Source organism: Streptomyces sp. SM10 (genome assembly GCF_002910915.1).
GTDB lineage: Bacteria > Actinomycetota > Actinomycetes > Streptomycetales > Streptomycetaceae > Streptomyces.
Window position 1 is genome coordinate 17,090 of record NZ_NEUF01000131.1, and the last position, 13,706, is coordinate 30,795.

Sequence of the window (13,706 nt, forward strand, 5' to 3'; positions counted from 1 at the left end):
GCGGATACAGTCACCGTTGCGCCAACTACGGGGACAGGAGAGGGTCATTACCGCCAACCGGCAGACGAGCTGGGCCTTCGCCGACACTTTTGTCGCCGAGGAAGAAGCTCTGCTCTGGGCCCGGGACCGGGCCGAGGAGACAGGGCTCCGACCGGTGTCGTCGGGCACCGGCGCGGCACTGCGCCTGCTCGCCGCCACCGCGGACGCCAAGGCGGTCGCCGAGATCGGCACCGGAACCGGCGTGTCCGGTATCTATCTGCTGCAGGGCATGCGGCCGGACGGTGTGCTGACCACCGTCGACCCGGAACCCGAGCGCCAGCAGTTCGCCCGTGAGGCCTTCCGCGCGGCTGGCTTCGCCACGAACCGGGCCCGCTTCATCCCGGGGCGCGCCCTCGACGTGCTGCCGCGGCTCGCGGACGGCGGATACGACCTCGTCTTCTGCGACGGCGACCGGCTCGAGAGCCTGGACTGCCTCGCTGAATCGTTGCGTCTGCTGAGACCCGGCGGCCTGGTCTGTTTCGAGGGCGTCTTCGCGGACGGCCGCACGATCGACTCCGCCGCGCAGCCGGCCGAGGTGCTGCGGCTGCGGGAACTGCTCCGGGCCGTGCGCGAGAGCCAGGAGCTCATGGCGACGCTGCTCCCGGTCGGCGACGGGCTGCTGTGCGCGGTGCGGCGGGGCTGACCGCCCCCGGCACTTCTCCCCCGGCGCGGCGGCTCTCCGCCCGGATGACCGGATGACCGGATGCCCGGACGAACAGGCGGCACACAGGACCCCGCCGGACCGGGCCACGACGCACTGCTGCCCCGGTACGGAATCCGTACCGGGGCAGCAGTGAAGTGTGGGCACTTCCGCCTCAGCCGACGACCTTCTTCAGCGCGTCACCGAGTGCATCGGCCTCGTCCGGAGTCAGCTCGACGACAAGCCGACCGCCGCCTTCGAGCGGAACGCGCATGACGATGCCCCGCCCCTCCTTTGTCACCTCGAGCGGGCCGTCGCCCGTCCGCGGCTTCATGGCCGCCATGCTCGTTCCCCTTCCTGAAACCAGCTCATCGCAGCCGGCGGCCCCATGACAGGCGCTGCCTCACCGGCGTCGAACACAATGCTTCCTCCGCATTATCCCGCATCAGAGACCCCGATGACCAACATCGGTCGGCATCGCTTGCGCAACGCGCTCTCTCAAAACCACCTAATTCGGCGATCCGGCTGCGATACTGCGCCGCCGCCGGCCCCCAGCCGAGGTCCAATCGTTAGACGCAGGTCACATGTCCGGCCCGCCGGAAGTCCGCCATGCTTGCCTGGACAGGCACGATGCCGGAGCCGTAAGGAGACCCAGCGATGGCCGACATGGCCGACAGCATGGCTGACGCCGTACTCACGGACGTGAGCGACGGGCTCGCGACGATCACGATCAACCGACCCGACGCGATGAACGCCATGAACACCGCCGCCAAGGTCGCGCTCCGCGACGCCCTGCGGGCGGTCGCCGACGACCCCGGGGTCCGGGCGGTTCTGCTCACCGCCACCGGGCGCGCCTTCTGCGTCGGCCAGGACCTCAAGGAGCACGTCGCCAAGCTCTCCGAGGCGCGCGAGGAGGACGGCGGCAACGCGCTGAGCACGGTGCAGGAGCACTACAACCCCATCGTCCGGGCCCTCACGGAGATGGAGAAGCCCGTGGTCGCGGGGGTCAACGGGGTGGCCGCCGGGGCGGGCTTCGGCTTCGCGCTCGCCGCCGACTACCGGGTGGTCGCCGACACGGCTTCCTTCAACACGTCCTTCGCCGGCGTGGCGCTCACCGCGGACTCGGGCGTCTCCTGGACCCTGCCGCGGCTGATCGGCGCGAGCCGCGCCACGGACCTGCTGTTCTTCCCGCGCTCGATCTCGGCGCAGGAGGCCTACGACCTGGGCATCGTGAACAAGGTGGTGCCCGCCGCCGACCTGGCGAAGGAGGCGCACGCGGTGGCCCGCGCCCTGGCGGACGGGCCGACGGTGGCCTACGCGGCCCTGAAGGCGTCCGTGGCGTACGGCGCCGGGCACACGCTCGCCGAGACGCTGGAGAAGGAGGACGAACTCCAGACGAGGGCGGGCGCGTCGCAGGACCACACGATCGCGGTCGAGGCCTTCCTCGCCAAGGGGAAGCCGAAGTTCCTCGGGAGGTAGGGCGGGTGCCCCCCGTCCGGATCACCCGCCGACACTCGCGCGCGGCCCGGGACCGATCCGGACGCGACGGGCTACCGGCCGCCGCCCCGGGCCACGCAGTCGGCCAGATGGTCGTCGACCAGACCGCAGGCCTGCATCAGGGCGTAGGCGGTCGTGGGGCCGACGAAGCGGATGGACCGCTTCTTCAGGTCCTTGGCCAGCGCGGTGGACTCCGGGGTGACCGCGGGGACGTCGCCGAGGCCCCGCGGGGCCTGCCGCGTGGCCGGGTCGGGGGCGTGCGACCAGATGAGCGCGTCCAGCTCGCCCTGGTCCCAGCCGGCCAGCACCTTGGCGTTGGCGAGCGTGGCGTCGATCTTCGCGCGGTTGCGGATGATCCCGGCGTCGGCGAGGAGCCGCTTCTTGTCGGCGTCGGTGAACTCCGCCACGGCGGAGATCCTGAATCCGGCGAACGCGGCGCGGAAACCCTCACGGCGGCGCAGGATCGTCAGCCAGGACAGCCCCGACTGGAACGCCTCCAGGCAGAGCCGCTCGAAGAGGGCGTCGTCGCCGTGGACGGGGCGGCCCCACTCGGTGTCGTGGTAGGCGAGGTAGTCCTCCGTGGACAGGCCCCACGGGCAGCGCAGGCGGCCGTCCGCCGCCGGTTCGGCACCGCTCACCGCCCGCTCCCCTCGTCCTGGGGGCCGTCGGCGGAGGTGGACGGCTGCTCGCCGGGGCGCTTGAAGAGGTCGGGGCCGTTGACCGCGGTCGCCTGGGCACCGGCGAGCGCCGACTCCAGCTCCGCGATGTGGGCGTCCCGCTCGGCCAGCTCGGCGCCCAGTCTGCCGAGGGCCTCGTCCACGTCGGTCATGCGGTAGCCGCGCACGGCCATCGGCAGCCGCATGGCCTCGACATCGGCGCGGCCGACGGGACGGTTCGTGGGCAGCGGGTCGGTGAGCCGCTCGGGCTCGACGTCCTGCAGCACCGCGCTTCCGCCTCCGCCGACCACCGCCAGGGTGACCGCGGCCACGACCACGGCCATCGTCAGCAGCAAGAACCAGAACACGTGCATCTCCCCGGGAGCGGAATAGCTGTCCAGGTCAGATCGTGCCATGCGCCACTGACAGTTAGGGTCTCAGGCGCAGGCGAGCTATCAGGAGGAACCAGGGATGCGAAGCGCGGCGCTCAGGCTGGGGCGGCGGGAATTCGGGCCGGACGAGCCGGTGATCATGGCGATCGTGAACCGGACCCCCGATTCCTTCTACGACCAGGGCGCGACGTTCCGCGACGAACCCGCGCTCTCCCGGGTCGAGCAGGCCGTCGCGGAGGGCGCGGCGATCATCGACATCGGCGGGGTGAAGGCCGGCCCGGGCGAGGAGGTCACCGCCCGGGAGGAGGCCCGCCGCACGGTCGGTTTCGTCGCCGAGGTCCGCCGGCGCCACCCGGACGTCGTGATCAGCGTGGACACCTGGCGCCACGACGTGGGCGAGGCCGTCTGCGAGGCCGGGGCGGATGTGCTGAACGACGCCTGGGGCGGCGTCGATCCGAAACTGGCGGAGGTCGCGGCGCGGTACGGGGCGGGGCTCGTCTGCACGCACGCGGGCGGCGCGGAGCCCCGTACGCGGCCGCACCGGATCGCCTACGACGACGTGATGGCGGACATCCTGCGGGTGACCCTGGGGCTGGCCGAGCGGGCCGTGGAGCTCGGGGTCAGGCCGGACGGGATCATGATCGACCCGGGGCACGACTTCGGGAAGAACACCCGGCACTCCCTGGAGGCGACGCGCCGGCTGGACGAGATGACGGCCACGGGCTGGCCGGTGCTGGTCTCCCTCTCCAACAAGGACTTCGTCGGGGAGACGCTCGACAGGCCGGTGAAGGAGCGGGTGATCGGGACGCTGGCGACGACGGCCGTGTCGGCCTGGCTGGGAGCGCAGGTCTACCGGGTGCACGAGGTGGCCGAGACCCGGCAGGTCCTGGACATGGTCGCGTCCATCGCGGGCCACCGGGCACCGGCTGTCGCCCGGCGGGGCCTGGCTTAGATCCGGTCGGGCCCGGCGGGGCCCGACCTAGATCCGGGCCGACCGGGTCCGGGCGGGCCCGAAGGCCCGCCCGGGCGTCTACCGGCCGACCTCCTTCGTCACCAGCCGGACCGCCTCGTCCACGTCGTCCGTGACGTGGAACAGCATCAGGTCCCGCTCGGAGGCCTTCCCTCCCGCGACCACCGTGTCCCTCAGCCAGTCCACCAAACCGCCCCAGTACGCCGTGCCGAACAGGACGATCGGGAAGCGGGTGACCTTGCCCGTCTGCACCAGGGTCAGCGCCTCGAAGAGCTCGTCCAGCGTGCCCAGGCCGCCCGGCAGGACCACGAAGCCCTGGGCGTACTTCACGAACATCGTCTTCCTGACGAAGAAGTAGCGGAAGTTGACGCCGATGTCGACATGTGGATTCAGCCCGGACTCGAAGGGCAGCTCGATGCCGAGTCCGACCGAGACGCCCTTCGCCTCGCGCGCGCCCTTGTTGGCGGCCTCCATGGCGCCCGGTCCTCCGCCGGTGATGACGGCGAAGCCCGCTTCGACGAGCGCCTTGCCGATCCGTACCCCGGCCTCGTAGTCGGGCCCGTCCGCCGGGGTGCGCGCGGAGCCGAAGACGCTGATGGCGCTGGGCAGCTCCGCCAGCGCGCCGAAGCCCTCCACGAACTCCGACTGGATGCGCATGACCCGCCACGGGTCCGTGTGGACCCACTCGGAGTCCCCCTCGGAGTCCAGCAGCCGCTGATCGGTCGTGCCGGGCTGGACCTGGTCCCTGCGACGCAGCACCGGACCCATCCACTGTTCGTCCGGCTTCACCGCACCCTCGGGAATCTGTGCGCCCTCGGGGATCTGTGCGTCCTCCGGGTTGCCCATGACCTGCTCCCTCCGCCGACCTGCGATGTGCGTGTGTCGCTTCAGCGTAGATCGGCGGAGGTTACGCGCAGGGGAATGCCGTGAGTCAGCTGGTGAGCCAGGAGCGCAGGCGCTCCTCGCAGTGGGTGATCCGGTCGACCGAGACGTGCTCGTCGCGCTTGTGCGCGAACAGCGCGTCCCCGGGACCGTAGTTCACCGCGGGGACGCCGAGGGCACCGAAGCGGGACACGTCCGTCCAGCCGAACTTGGGCTGGGCGGTGCCACCGACCGCCTCCATGAACGCCTTGGCCGCGGGATGCGAGAGTCCGGGCATCGCGGCACCGGAGTGGTCGTCGAGGGTGAATTCGGCGACGCCGCAGTCCGCGAAGACCTCCCGGACGTGTGCCTCGGCCTCCTCTGCGGTGAGGTCGGGTGCGTACCGGTAGTTGACCACCACGGTGCAGGAGTCCGGGATGACGTTGGTGGCGACACCGCCCTCGATGCCCACGGCGTTGAGCCCCTCGCGGTACTCCAGGCCGTCGATGACCGGGCGGCGCGGTTCGTAGGCGGCGAGCCGGGCCAGGACGGGCGCGGCGGCGTGGATCGCGTTGGACCCCATCCAGCTGCGCGCGGAGTGGGCCCGCTCCCCGGCCAGCCGCAGGTGGACCCGGATCGTGCCCTGGCAGCCTCCCTCGACCTGCGCGTCGGAGGGCTCCAGCAGGACGGCGAAGTCCGCGTCGAGCCACTCGGGGTGCGCCTCGGCCACGTGTCCGAGGCCGTTGAGGTGGGCGGCGACCTCTTCGTTGTCGTAGAAGATGAACGTGAGGTCGCGGTTGGGCTCAGGGACCGTCGCCGCGATCCGCAGCTGGACGGCGACGCCCGACTTCATGTCGGAGGTGCCGCACCCCCACAGCACGCCGTTCGCGTCGAGCCGGGAGGGGACGTTGTCCGCGATCGGGACGGTGTCGATGTGCCCCGCGAGGACGACGCGCTCGGCACGCCCCAGTTGCGTCCTGGCCACGATGTTGTTGCCGTGGCGCTCGACGGTCAGATGCGGCAGCGGGCGCAGGGCCGCCTCGACGGCGTCGGCGAGGTCCTTCTCCTGCCCGCTGACCGACGGGAAGTCGACCAGCCGGGCGGTGAGCTCCGGGCCGTCCAGGGCGAGGTCGAGCGTGTGTCCATCCATGGCCACGAGCCTAAGGGACTTCACTCTCGGCCCCGGTCGTACCCTCCAGTACGGTGGGCCCCGTGCCCCGGACCAGCTCCACCACCCGCCGCAGCCGCCTCTTCCGTACGACGGCCGCCTTCGCCGTGCTCGTGGCGCTGGCCGGTTATCTGGCCGTGCAGTACCTCTCCGGCCACAAGGGGGCGCCCCGCTGCACCGTGGGCCCCTCCGCCGGGGGCGAGGGGCGTACGTACGAGCTGAGCCCGGACCAGGCCGCCAACGCGGCGACGATCTCGGCCGTGGGCACCACGCGCGGGCTTCCGGAGCGCGCGGTGACCATCGCGCTGGCGACCGCACTGCAGGAGTCCGCGCTGCGCAACATCGACCACGGCGACCGGGACTCGCTCGGACTCTTCCAGCAGCGCCCCTCGCAGGGGTGGGGGACCCCGGAGCAGATCATGGACCCGGTCTACTCGTCCGGGAAGTTCTACGAGCACCTCGCCGAGGTCCCGGGCTACTCGCGGCTGCCGCTCACCGTCGCGGCCCAGCGGGTACAGAAGAGCGGCTTCCCCCAGGCGTACGCCAAGCACGAGCCGGACGCGGAGCTGCTGTCGGCCGCGCTGACCGGGCGCGCCCCGGCCTCGCTGACCTGTTCGCCGCCCGCGGCCGCGGGCGCGGCCCCCGGGGACGCTGCCGAGGTGCGGTCCGATCTGGCGCGCACCTTCGGGAAGGACGTCCTGCCGTCCGCCGGGTCCGCGGGCGCGTCCGCCGCGAGCACGGTGTCGGTGCCCGTGCGGGACGCCGGCGACGCGGCGGACCGGCGCGGCTGGGAGCTCGCCCACTGGGCGGTCGCGCGTGCCGGGACCCTGCGGATCGACGAGGTCTCGTACGCGGGCAAGGTATGGAGCGCCGACACCGGATGGCGGACGGAACGCCCGGATGGCGAGAAGTCACCCGCGAGCACCGTCCGAATGCGGCTCGCTCAGTAGTACGCCCCGTCATCCGTGCGGGCCGTTCGGCCGCCGCCCGGCCGCCGCCCGCACCGCTTCACCCCCACCCTCTCCGGATCGGGTGATTCCCTTACGGGAGACCAGAAGTGACGGTTCATCAGGCACATGTCGCATGCACCGTTCGCCCGGGTTCCTCCGTTGCGGATTATCTGACGCATTACCCACTCTTTACCTCGGTGCCCCGCACCCTTCCCCGCCCCCGGACCGGTTGTTCAGTGCGTCCGATCACCGGACAGGCGGATTCCGCATCCGCCACGAACCCGTTGACGTCCCGCCGAAGGAGCATCATGTCCCTCCCCCTGACCCGTCGGATCGCCCGTGCCGCGCTGCTGATCGCCGCAGGTGCGGCCCCCGTGGTCGGCGCGGCCGGTGCCGCGGGTGCCGCGGGACTTCCGCAGACCCCCGCGCTCGGCGGCCTCACCTCGCTCGACGGCGCCGGCGTCAGCAACACGCTGGACTCCACCGCCAAGCAGGGCTCCTCGGTGGCCGACGAGACCGGCGGCAAGGTGGTCGGCACGACCCTGCCCGCCGCCGGCAAGACCCTGGAGAAGGCCGGCGACGCCGCGGGCGGCGAGCTGTCGACCGACACCCTGCCGACCGAGAGCCTGCCCACCAAGGGCCTGCCGATCGGCTGATCCACCGGCATCCGTACCGCACGGACACACGAAGGGGCCTCGGGGGTGCGCACTCCCGAGGCCCCTCGGCCGTTCACGGTCCGCTCCGCGGACCCCGGCTCAGGACAGCCGCTCGACGGCCGCGTCCACGCGCTCGTCCGAGGCGGTGAGCGCCACCCGTACGAAACGGTCACCGGCACTCCCGTAGAAGTCGCCGGGCGCCACGAGGATGCCGATCTCCGCCAGATGCGCCACGGTCTCCCAGCACGGCTCGTCGCGCGTGGCCCAGAGGTAGAGGCTCGCCTCGCTGTGCTCGATCCGGAAGCCGTGGGCCTCCAGTGCCGCCCGCAGCGCACTGCGCCGCCGCGCGTAGCGCGCCCGCTGCTCCGCCACGTGCGCGTCGTCGCCGAGCGCCACGGCCGTCGCCGCCTGGACCGGCGCGGCGGTCATCATCCCGCCGTGCTTGCGGATCTGGAGCAGTTCGCCGAGGACGGCCGCGTCGCCCGCGACGAAGGCCGCGCGGTACCCGGCGAGGTTGGAGCGCTTGGAGAGCGAGTGGACGGCGACGACGCCCTCGTACGTACCGCCGCAGACGTCCGCGTCGAGCACGGAGACGGGTTCGGCCTCCCAGCCGAGCTCCAGGTAGCACTCGTCGCTGAAGACCAGCACCCCGTGCTCGCGCGCCCAGGCCACGATCCGGATCAGCTCGTCCTTCGGCAGGACGCGGCCCGTCGGGTTGGACGGGGAGTTGAGCCAGAGAAGCTTCAGGCCCTCCGGGTCCAGCTCCGTCGGGTCGTCGTAGACGACGGGCTCGGCACCGCAGAGCCGCGCGCCGACCTCGTACGTCGGGTAGGCGAGGCGCGGGTAGGCGACCTTGTCGCCGGCACCGAGGCCGAGCTGGGTCGGCAGCCAGGCCACCAGCTCCTTGGAGCCGACGACGGGCAGCACGTTCTCGTGCGTCATCCCGACCGCGCCGAGCCGGCGCTCCGTCCAGCCGGTCAGGGCGTCACGCAGCGTCTCGGTGCCCCACACCGTCGGATAGCCGGGGCTGTCCGCCGCGGCGACCAGCGCCCGCTGGATCAGCTCGGGCACCGGGTCGACCGGCGTGCCGACCGACAGGTCCACGATGCCGTCCGGATGGGCCCCGGCCGTCGCCTTGTAGGGCGCGAGCCTGTCCCAGGGGAAGGCCGGGAGGCGGGAGGAGACGGGAACTGCTGCGGACACGGAACTCTGCTTTCTCGTACGGGGGCGTGGCAGCCCGGAAACACCTCGGTCCCGCACGGTGACGAGCCGTGCGGGACCGGGCGGCGCTGGTGCGGCCGTCTACTGGTTCTGCGGCGGCAGCGCGGCGATGAACGCGTGGTCGCGCTCGATGAGACCCAGCTTGGAGGCGCCACCCGGGGAGCCGAGATCGTCGAAGAACTCGACGTTGGCCTTGTAGTAGTCCTTCCACTCCTCGGGGGTGTCGTCCTCGTAGAAGATGGCCTCGACCGGGCAGACCGGCTCACAGGCGCCGCAGTCGACGCACTCGTCCGGATGGATGTACAAGGACCTGGAGCCCTCGTAGATACAGTCGACGGGGCACTCTTCGATGCAGGCCTTGTCCTTCACGTCGACACAAGGCTGCGCGATGACGTAGGTCACGCTGTCGTTCCTCCTCGGTAGGGCGTTGGCTCTCGCGCGGGAGCGCGGCGTCGTCGATGCCCGCCCCTAGTATCTCCGTTCCGGGGCACGATCCGAACAGGAGGGGCGGACAGAGCTGTGGAATTCACCATGGGCGGACGGCTCGAGGTTCGCATGACACCTGCTGACGTGGGCAAACGCGTATCCGTGCGGCGCGCCGTCGGCCCGGTCGGCGAGGGCGCGAAGTTCACCGACACGCTCGGGGTTCTCACATCGTGGGACGACGGAGTGGTGTCGGTCACGACGAGGAGCGGCGAGATCGTCCGCATCGCGGAATCCGCGCTGGTGGCGGGCAAAGTGGTTCCACCGGCCCCGGCGCGCCGCAGGGGACCCGCCGCGTCCTTCGCCGAACTCGCCCTGGCCACCGCGCGCGCGTGGCAGCCGGTGGAGAGCGAGCCGCTGGGCGAATGGCGGCTGCGCGCGGCCGGCGGTTTCACCCGTCGCGCCAACTCCGTGCTGCCGCTGGGCGATCCGGGGATGCCGCTCGGCGAGGCGCTGGGGCGGGTCGGGCGCTGGTACGGCGAACGGGGCCTGCCCGCCTACATCCAGACCGCCACCGGCGCCGAGGGCACGCAGGAGCGGCTCTGCGCGGACCTGGAGGAACTCGGATGGCGGCGCGAGGTGACGGCCGAGGTGCGCGTCGCGGCCCTGGCCCCGATCGGCGACCTGGACGTGGACGTCTCCGCCGTGCGGCTGTCCCGGCGGCCGGACGAGGCGTGGCTCTCCCGCTACCAGCGCTTCGAGACCCCGGGACCCGAGGTGCTGAAGGTGCTGGGATCGGGCCCCTCGGTGTGGTTCGCCTCCGTGCCGGGCGACGATGCGGCGGGGGTACCCGCCGCGATCGGGCGCTGCGTGGTGGACGGCCGCTGGACCGGGTTCATGGCCGTCGAGGTGGGCCCGGAGCACCGCAGGCGCGGTCTCGCGACGGCCGTCATGGCCGCACTGGCCCGCACGGCCCTGGACGAGGGCGCCTCGGCCGCGTGGCTCCAGGTGGAGGCGGACAATGGAGGTGCCCGTGCGCTGTACGACGGCATGGGCTTCGCCACCCACCACCGCTACCACCACTTCCGGTCCGCGTAGCGGAGACAGCAGCGGGGACACGTGACACACATGAGTGCCGAGGATCCGGGCAGGGCCGAGCGGCGGCAGCGGTTCGCCGAGGAGGCGCGCGCCGAACGGCCGGACCTCGCGCTCCTCTGCCTGCTGCTGGGCGGTGAGGCGTCCCCGCCCTCGGCCGGGGACGCCGATCCGTACGGCGTCGATGCCGCGCAGATCGAGCTGGACCGGCTGGCCGGTCTCCTCCCGTACGGCGCCCGCGCCCCCCGCACGTGGGCGTCCGCGCTCGCCGAACTGCTCGGCGAGCGCTGCGGTTTCGCGGGCTCGTCACAGGACTACCAGCGGCTGGACTCCTCGGTGCTCCAGCAGGTGCTCCGGCGCCGCAGAGGGCTCCCGATCCTGTTGTCCGTGGTCTGGATCGAGGTCGCCCGGCGGGCGGGCGCCCCGGTCTACGGGGTGTCGCTCCCGGGCCACTACGTGGTCGGCTTCGGCGACCCGGCCGAGCGGGTGCTGGCCGATCCCTTCGCGGGCGGCGCCCCGCTGAGCGGCGAGGACGCGGAGCTGATGGTGACCGGGACGACGGGAGAGCGGCTGAAGGACTCGATGCTGGTGCCGGCCAGGCCGCTGGAGACGGTCCTGCGGATCCTGAACAACATCCGGGCCTGGGCGGCGGCGCGCCCCGAGCGCACGGATGTGGCGCTGTGGGCGCTGGAACTCTCCCTGCTGCTGCCCTCCCACCCCGCCAGGCTCCGCTACGAGCGGGCCCAGCTCCTCGTGCAGCGCGGAGAGTTCCTGCGCGGGGCGGCGGAGATGGACGAGTACGCGGAGATCGTCGACGGGATCGAGCCGACGGCGGCCGAGGCCATCCGACACCGCGCCCAGGCCGCCAGAGCGCTGCTGAACTAGGGCCGCCCGTCTGGATCATGCCGGGCTGCACCTGCTCTTCACCCCGGGCGTCCACCACGTCGACCGGCCCATCGAGATCGACCGTGCGAACACCGTCGCCCTCGGCCTCGGACTCGCCACGATCATCCCGGACAACGGCGTGACCGCGATCAAGGTCGGCGACGTCGACGGCGTCAAGCTCGCCGGACTCCTCGTCGACGCGGGGACGCAGAACTCCTCGGTCCTCGTCCAGGTCGGGCACCTGCGGCCGGGCCCCTGCCGTGTCCGCAACCCGGCGGAGCCGCTCAGACCACGCAGAACTCATGGCCTTCCGGGTCGGCCATCTCCACATGGTCGGGCCGCCCCTGGAACTCGTGCACCCGGACCACCGTGCCACCGGCGGCCGTCAGCCGCTCCACCGCCGCGGACACCCGGGGCCACCTGGTCTCCCACGGGGTCTCACGGCCACCGCCCGCCTGCACGTCGAGGTGCAGGCGGTTCTTCGCCGTCTTCGGCTCCGGGACCTTCATGAAGGACAGGCTCGGACCCCTGCCGTCCGGGTCGGACAGGTAGGCACCGTCACCCCACTCCTCCTCCGGGACGTCGTGGTGGACGAACCACTCCTCCCAGGTGCCGAATCCGGCCGGCGGCGGCTTCTCCACGTACCCCAGCGCGAGGGCCCAGAAGCCCGCCAGCGCCTTCGGGTGCGCGCAGTCGATCGTCAGGTTCCACCTGGTGGACATGGATCCGCCTCCTTGCGTAGGCCGGCCTTCCCCGGCCCCACCGTCGGCGCGGCCTGGACCGGATGACACCGCCCCCGCCCGGAGATCGGACGGGGGCAGTCGTACGGTGCGGAGGTGGTCAGCCCTCGCCGTTCAGGTCGATCGCGGCGGTACGCTCGGCGGGAGTCCTGCCGAGCAGCGCGCCCTGCATGGCCTGGGCCACGTCGTCGGCGCTGACCTGGTGCTTCTTCCCGTCACCCTTGGTGATCATGATGCCGTCGAAGACACCGTCCAGGAGCGTGTCGATCGCCTTCTTGTCGTAGACCTCGACCAGCCTGCCGTCGACGGGCTTCATGGACAGGATCTGCGGCAGGGACCTGGCGGGCCCGAAGTCGATCTGCTTGGGACCGGCCTTGATGGTCACCAGCCCGGACATCGCCGGCTCGGCGAACTCCTTCATCGCCCGGTCCAGTTCGGCCTTGGTGATGGTGGGTTCGTGCGCGGTCACGGGCAGTTCGACGACGGCTGCCTCGCCGGTCTGGACCTGCGCGCGGTAGGCGTCGCGCACGGAGATCATCGACCGGTTGACGTCCAGCGACGTCCCCGGCTTGCCGGGGACGGCCACGGCCTTGTTCGGCTCGAAGACGATCGTGGCGTCGTTGGCGGAGCCGGAGACGCCGGCCAGGTCGGTCAGCGCGACCCCGAGCTTCTCCTCGTCGACCGGGATCACCGGGTCGGCGGGGCGCGCCCCGCCGAACAGGGAGCCGATCACCGAGACCGGGTTGTAGTCGCTGCCCGCGGCTCCGCGGACGGTCTCCTGGCTGTCCAGGGTGAGACCGGCCTTGTCGGGGGCGAGCTCCTCCTCCTTGCCGTCCACGGACAGCTTCAGAGGTGCCTGGGCGCGCTTGCCGAGGGCGGCCTCGAGCTTGGTGACCGCCTCCTCCTTCGAGCCGCCGCCGATGTCGACCCCGAGCACGGTGGTGCCCTTGGGGACCTCGGAGTGGTTCATCAGCAGCCCGGCGCCGTAGGCCACGCCGAACAGCACGAACACGGCCACACCCAGGAGGACCAGCTTGGAACGGCCCTTCCTGGCGGGCGGCGCGGCCTTGGGAGCTGGCCGCGGGGCGGGCGCGGGAGCCGGGGCGCCCGGATCCGACGATCCGCCGCCCAGGGGGCCCTCGGGCGGCCGGATCCCACCGGGTCCGCCCGGGAACGCCGAGCGGGGCTCCGAGGGGATGACGGGGATACCGCTGGTGAGCGTGTCTCCGGAGACGTTGCCGCCGGCGCCCTGCCCGGGTGCGGGGGCGGGAGCCTGCGGCGTCAGGATCGCGGTGTCGTCCGACATCCGGGGCGGTACGCCGCCGGGGCCGCCAGGCCGGGGACCGGACGGGCCACCGGGACCTGCCGGGCCGCCCGCTCCGGGCAGACGGTCGAGGTCCGGCGTCAGCGACGAACTCCCGGTGACCGGGCCGGTGGTGGGCCCGGAGGGACCCGGCATGCCCGGCGGCCGCATGCCGGCGTTCGGCGCGGGCCGCGGACCCGTGGGGCCGCC

At 72.4% G+C, this 13,706-nt stretch carries 16 protein-coding genes and 1 pseudogene; 8 read left to right on the plus strand and 9 right to left on the minus strand.

What is annotated here, in order from left to right:
- The first annotated feature begins 16 nt into the window (after positions 1-16).
- The gene (locus B9S57_RS20905) at positions 17-682 is read left to right on the plus strand and encodes an O-methyltransferase (RefSeq protein WP_103517093.1); all 666 of its coding nucleotides are present in this window, start codon (positions 17-19) and stop codon (positions 680-682) included.
- 172 nt (positions 683-854) lie between these two features.
- Here B9S57_RS20905 and B9S57_RS20910 read toward each other — a convergent pair whose 3' ends face one another.
- Positions 855-1,022: a DUF3117 domain-containing protein gene (locus B9S57_RS20910; RefSeq protein ID WP_003966491.1), complete on the minus strand. Its 168-nt coding sequence runs from the start codon at positions 1,020-1,022 to the stop codon at positions 855-857.
- Between the two features lie 323 nt (positions 1,023-1,345).
- Between B9S57_RS20910 and B9S57_RS20915 the strand changes: the two genes are divergently transcribed.
- Positions 1,346-2,158: an enoyl-CoA hydratase/isomerase family protein gene (locus B9S57_RS20915; protein ID WP_181011426.1), complete on the plus strand. Its 813-nt coding sequence runs from the start codon at positions 1,346-1,348 to the stop codon at positions 2,156-2,158.
- Positions 2,159-2,229: 71 nt separating this feature from the next.
- Here the strand turns inward: B9S57_RS20915 and B9S57_RS20920 are convergent, their stop codons facing one another.
- Positions 2,230-2,814, minus strand: a complete 585-nt coding sequence (locus B9S57_RS20920; RefSeq protein WP_103517094.1) for a DNA-3-methyladenine glycosylase I — start codon at positions 2,812-2,814, stop codon at positions 2,230-2,232.
- A complete protein-coding gene (locus tag B9S57_RS20925; RefSeq protein WP_181011424.1) occupies positions 2,811-3,248 on the minus strand; it encodes a DivIVA domain-containing protein in 438 nt (145 codons plus the stop codon). Before B9S57_RS20925 ends, B9S57_RS20920 begins: the two co-directional genes overlap by 4 nt.
- A gap of 55 nt (positions 3,249-3,303) precedes the next feature.
- Between B9S57_RS20925 and folP the strand changes: the two genes are divergently transcribed.
- On the plus strand, positions 3,304-4,176 hold the full coding sequence (folP, locus tag B9S57_RS20930) for a dihydropteroate synthase (protein WP_103517095.1): 873 nt from the start codon (positions 3,304-3,306) through the stop codon (positions 4,174-4,176).
- Positions 4,177-4,254: 78 nt separating this feature from the next.
- Here the strand turns inward: folP and B9S57_RS20935 are convergent, their stop codons facing one another.
- Both B9S57_RS20935 and dapE read right to left on the minus strand, forming a co-directional pair.
- A complete protein-coding gene (locus tag B9S57_RS20935) occupies positions 4,255-5,040 on the minus strand; it encodes a TIGR00730 family Rossman fold protein (RefSeq protein WP_103517096.1) in 786 nt (261 codons plus the stop codon).
- An 85-nt stretch (positions 5,041-5,125) separates the two neighbouring features.
- Entirely contained in the window at positions 5,126-6,205 is a 1,080-nt protein-coding gene (dapE, locus tag B9S57_RS20940) for a succinyl-diaminopimelate desuccinylase (protein ID WP_103517097.1), read from the minus strand.
- A gap of 62 nt (positions 6,206-6,267) precedes the next feature.
- Here dapE and B9S57_RS20945 point away from each other — a divergent pair, with 62 nt between their 5' ends.
- Together B9S57_RS20945 and B9S57_RS20950 are read left to right on the plus strand one after the other, a co-directional pair.
- Positions 6,268-7,173: a hypothetical protein gene (locus B9S57_RS20945; protein WP_181011425.1), complete on the plus strand. Its 906-nt coding sequence runs from the start codon at positions 6,268-6,270 to the stop codon at positions 7,171-7,173.
- Positions 7,174-7,481: 308 nt separating this feature from the next.
- Positions 7,482-7,829, plus strand: coding sequence for an ATP-binding protein (locus tag B9S57_RS20950; RefSeq protein ID WP_103517099.1), 348 nt, complete (start codon positions 7,482-7,484; stop codon positions 7,827-7,829).
- 99 nt (positions 7,830-7,928) lie between these two features.
- Here B9S57_RS20950 and dapC read toward each other — a convergent pair whose 3' ends face one another.
- Both dapC and fdxA read right to left on the minus strand, forming a co-directional pair.
- Positions 7,929-9,032 (minus strand): succinyldiaminopimelate transaminase, encoded by a 1,104-nt coding sequence (gene dapC / locus B9S57_RS20955; RefSeq protein ID WP_103517100.1) that lies wholly within the window; start codon positions 9,030-9,032, stop codon positions 7,929-7,931.
- 99 nt (positions 9,033-9,131) lie between these two features.
- Positions 9,132-9,452, minus strand: a complete 321-nt coding sequence (fdxA, locus tag B9S57_RS20960; RefSeq protein WP_014154250.1) for a ferredoxin — start codon at positions 9,450-9,452, stop codon at positions 9,132-9,134.
- Between the two features lie 117 nt (positions 9,453-9,569).
- On the opposite strand from fdxA, the gene B9S57_RS20965 reads away from it, so the two are divergent.
- The 3 genes and pseudogenes from B9S57_RS20965 to B9S57_RS35630 all read left to right on the plus strand — a co-directional run.
- Positions 9,570-10,571 carry a GNAT family N-acetyltransferase gene (locus B9S57_RS20965; RefSeq protein ID WP_103517101.1) on the plus strand — a complete coding sequence of 334 codons (1,002 nt, stop codon included), beginning with the start codon at positions 9,570-9,572 and terminating at the stop codon, positions 10,569-10,571.
- A 30-nt stretch (positions 10,572-10,601) separates the two neighbouring features.
- Positions 10,602-11,453, plus strand: a complete 852-nt coding sequence (locus B9S57_RS20970) for a transglutaminase-like domain-containing protein (RefSeq protein WP_103517102.1) — start codon at positions 10,602-10,604, stop codon at positions 11,451-11,453.
- Positions 11,454-11,475: 22 nt separating this feature from the next.
- Positions 11,476-11,691, plus strand: a pseudogene (locus B9S57_RS35630) (coagulation factor 5/8 type domain-containing protein); the annotation flags it as partial.
- Between the two features lie 46 nt (positions 11,692-11,737).
- Here the strand turns inward: B9S57_RS35630 and B9S57_RS20980 are convergent.
- Together B9S57_RS20980 and B9S57_RS20985 are read right to left on the minus strand one after the other, a co-directional pair.
- On the minus strand, positions 11,738-12,175 hold the full coding sequence (locus B9S57_RS20980) for a VOC family protein (RefSeq protein ID WP_103517103.1): 438 nt from the start codon (positions 12,173-12,175) through the stop codon (positions 11,738-11,740).
- A gap of 118 nt (positions 12,176-12,293) precedes the next feature.
- Positions 12,294-13,706 (minus strand): hypothetical protein (locus tag B9S57_RS20985; RefSeq protein ID WP_103517108.1); only part of this gene is annotated, 1,413 nt, incomplete at its 5' end.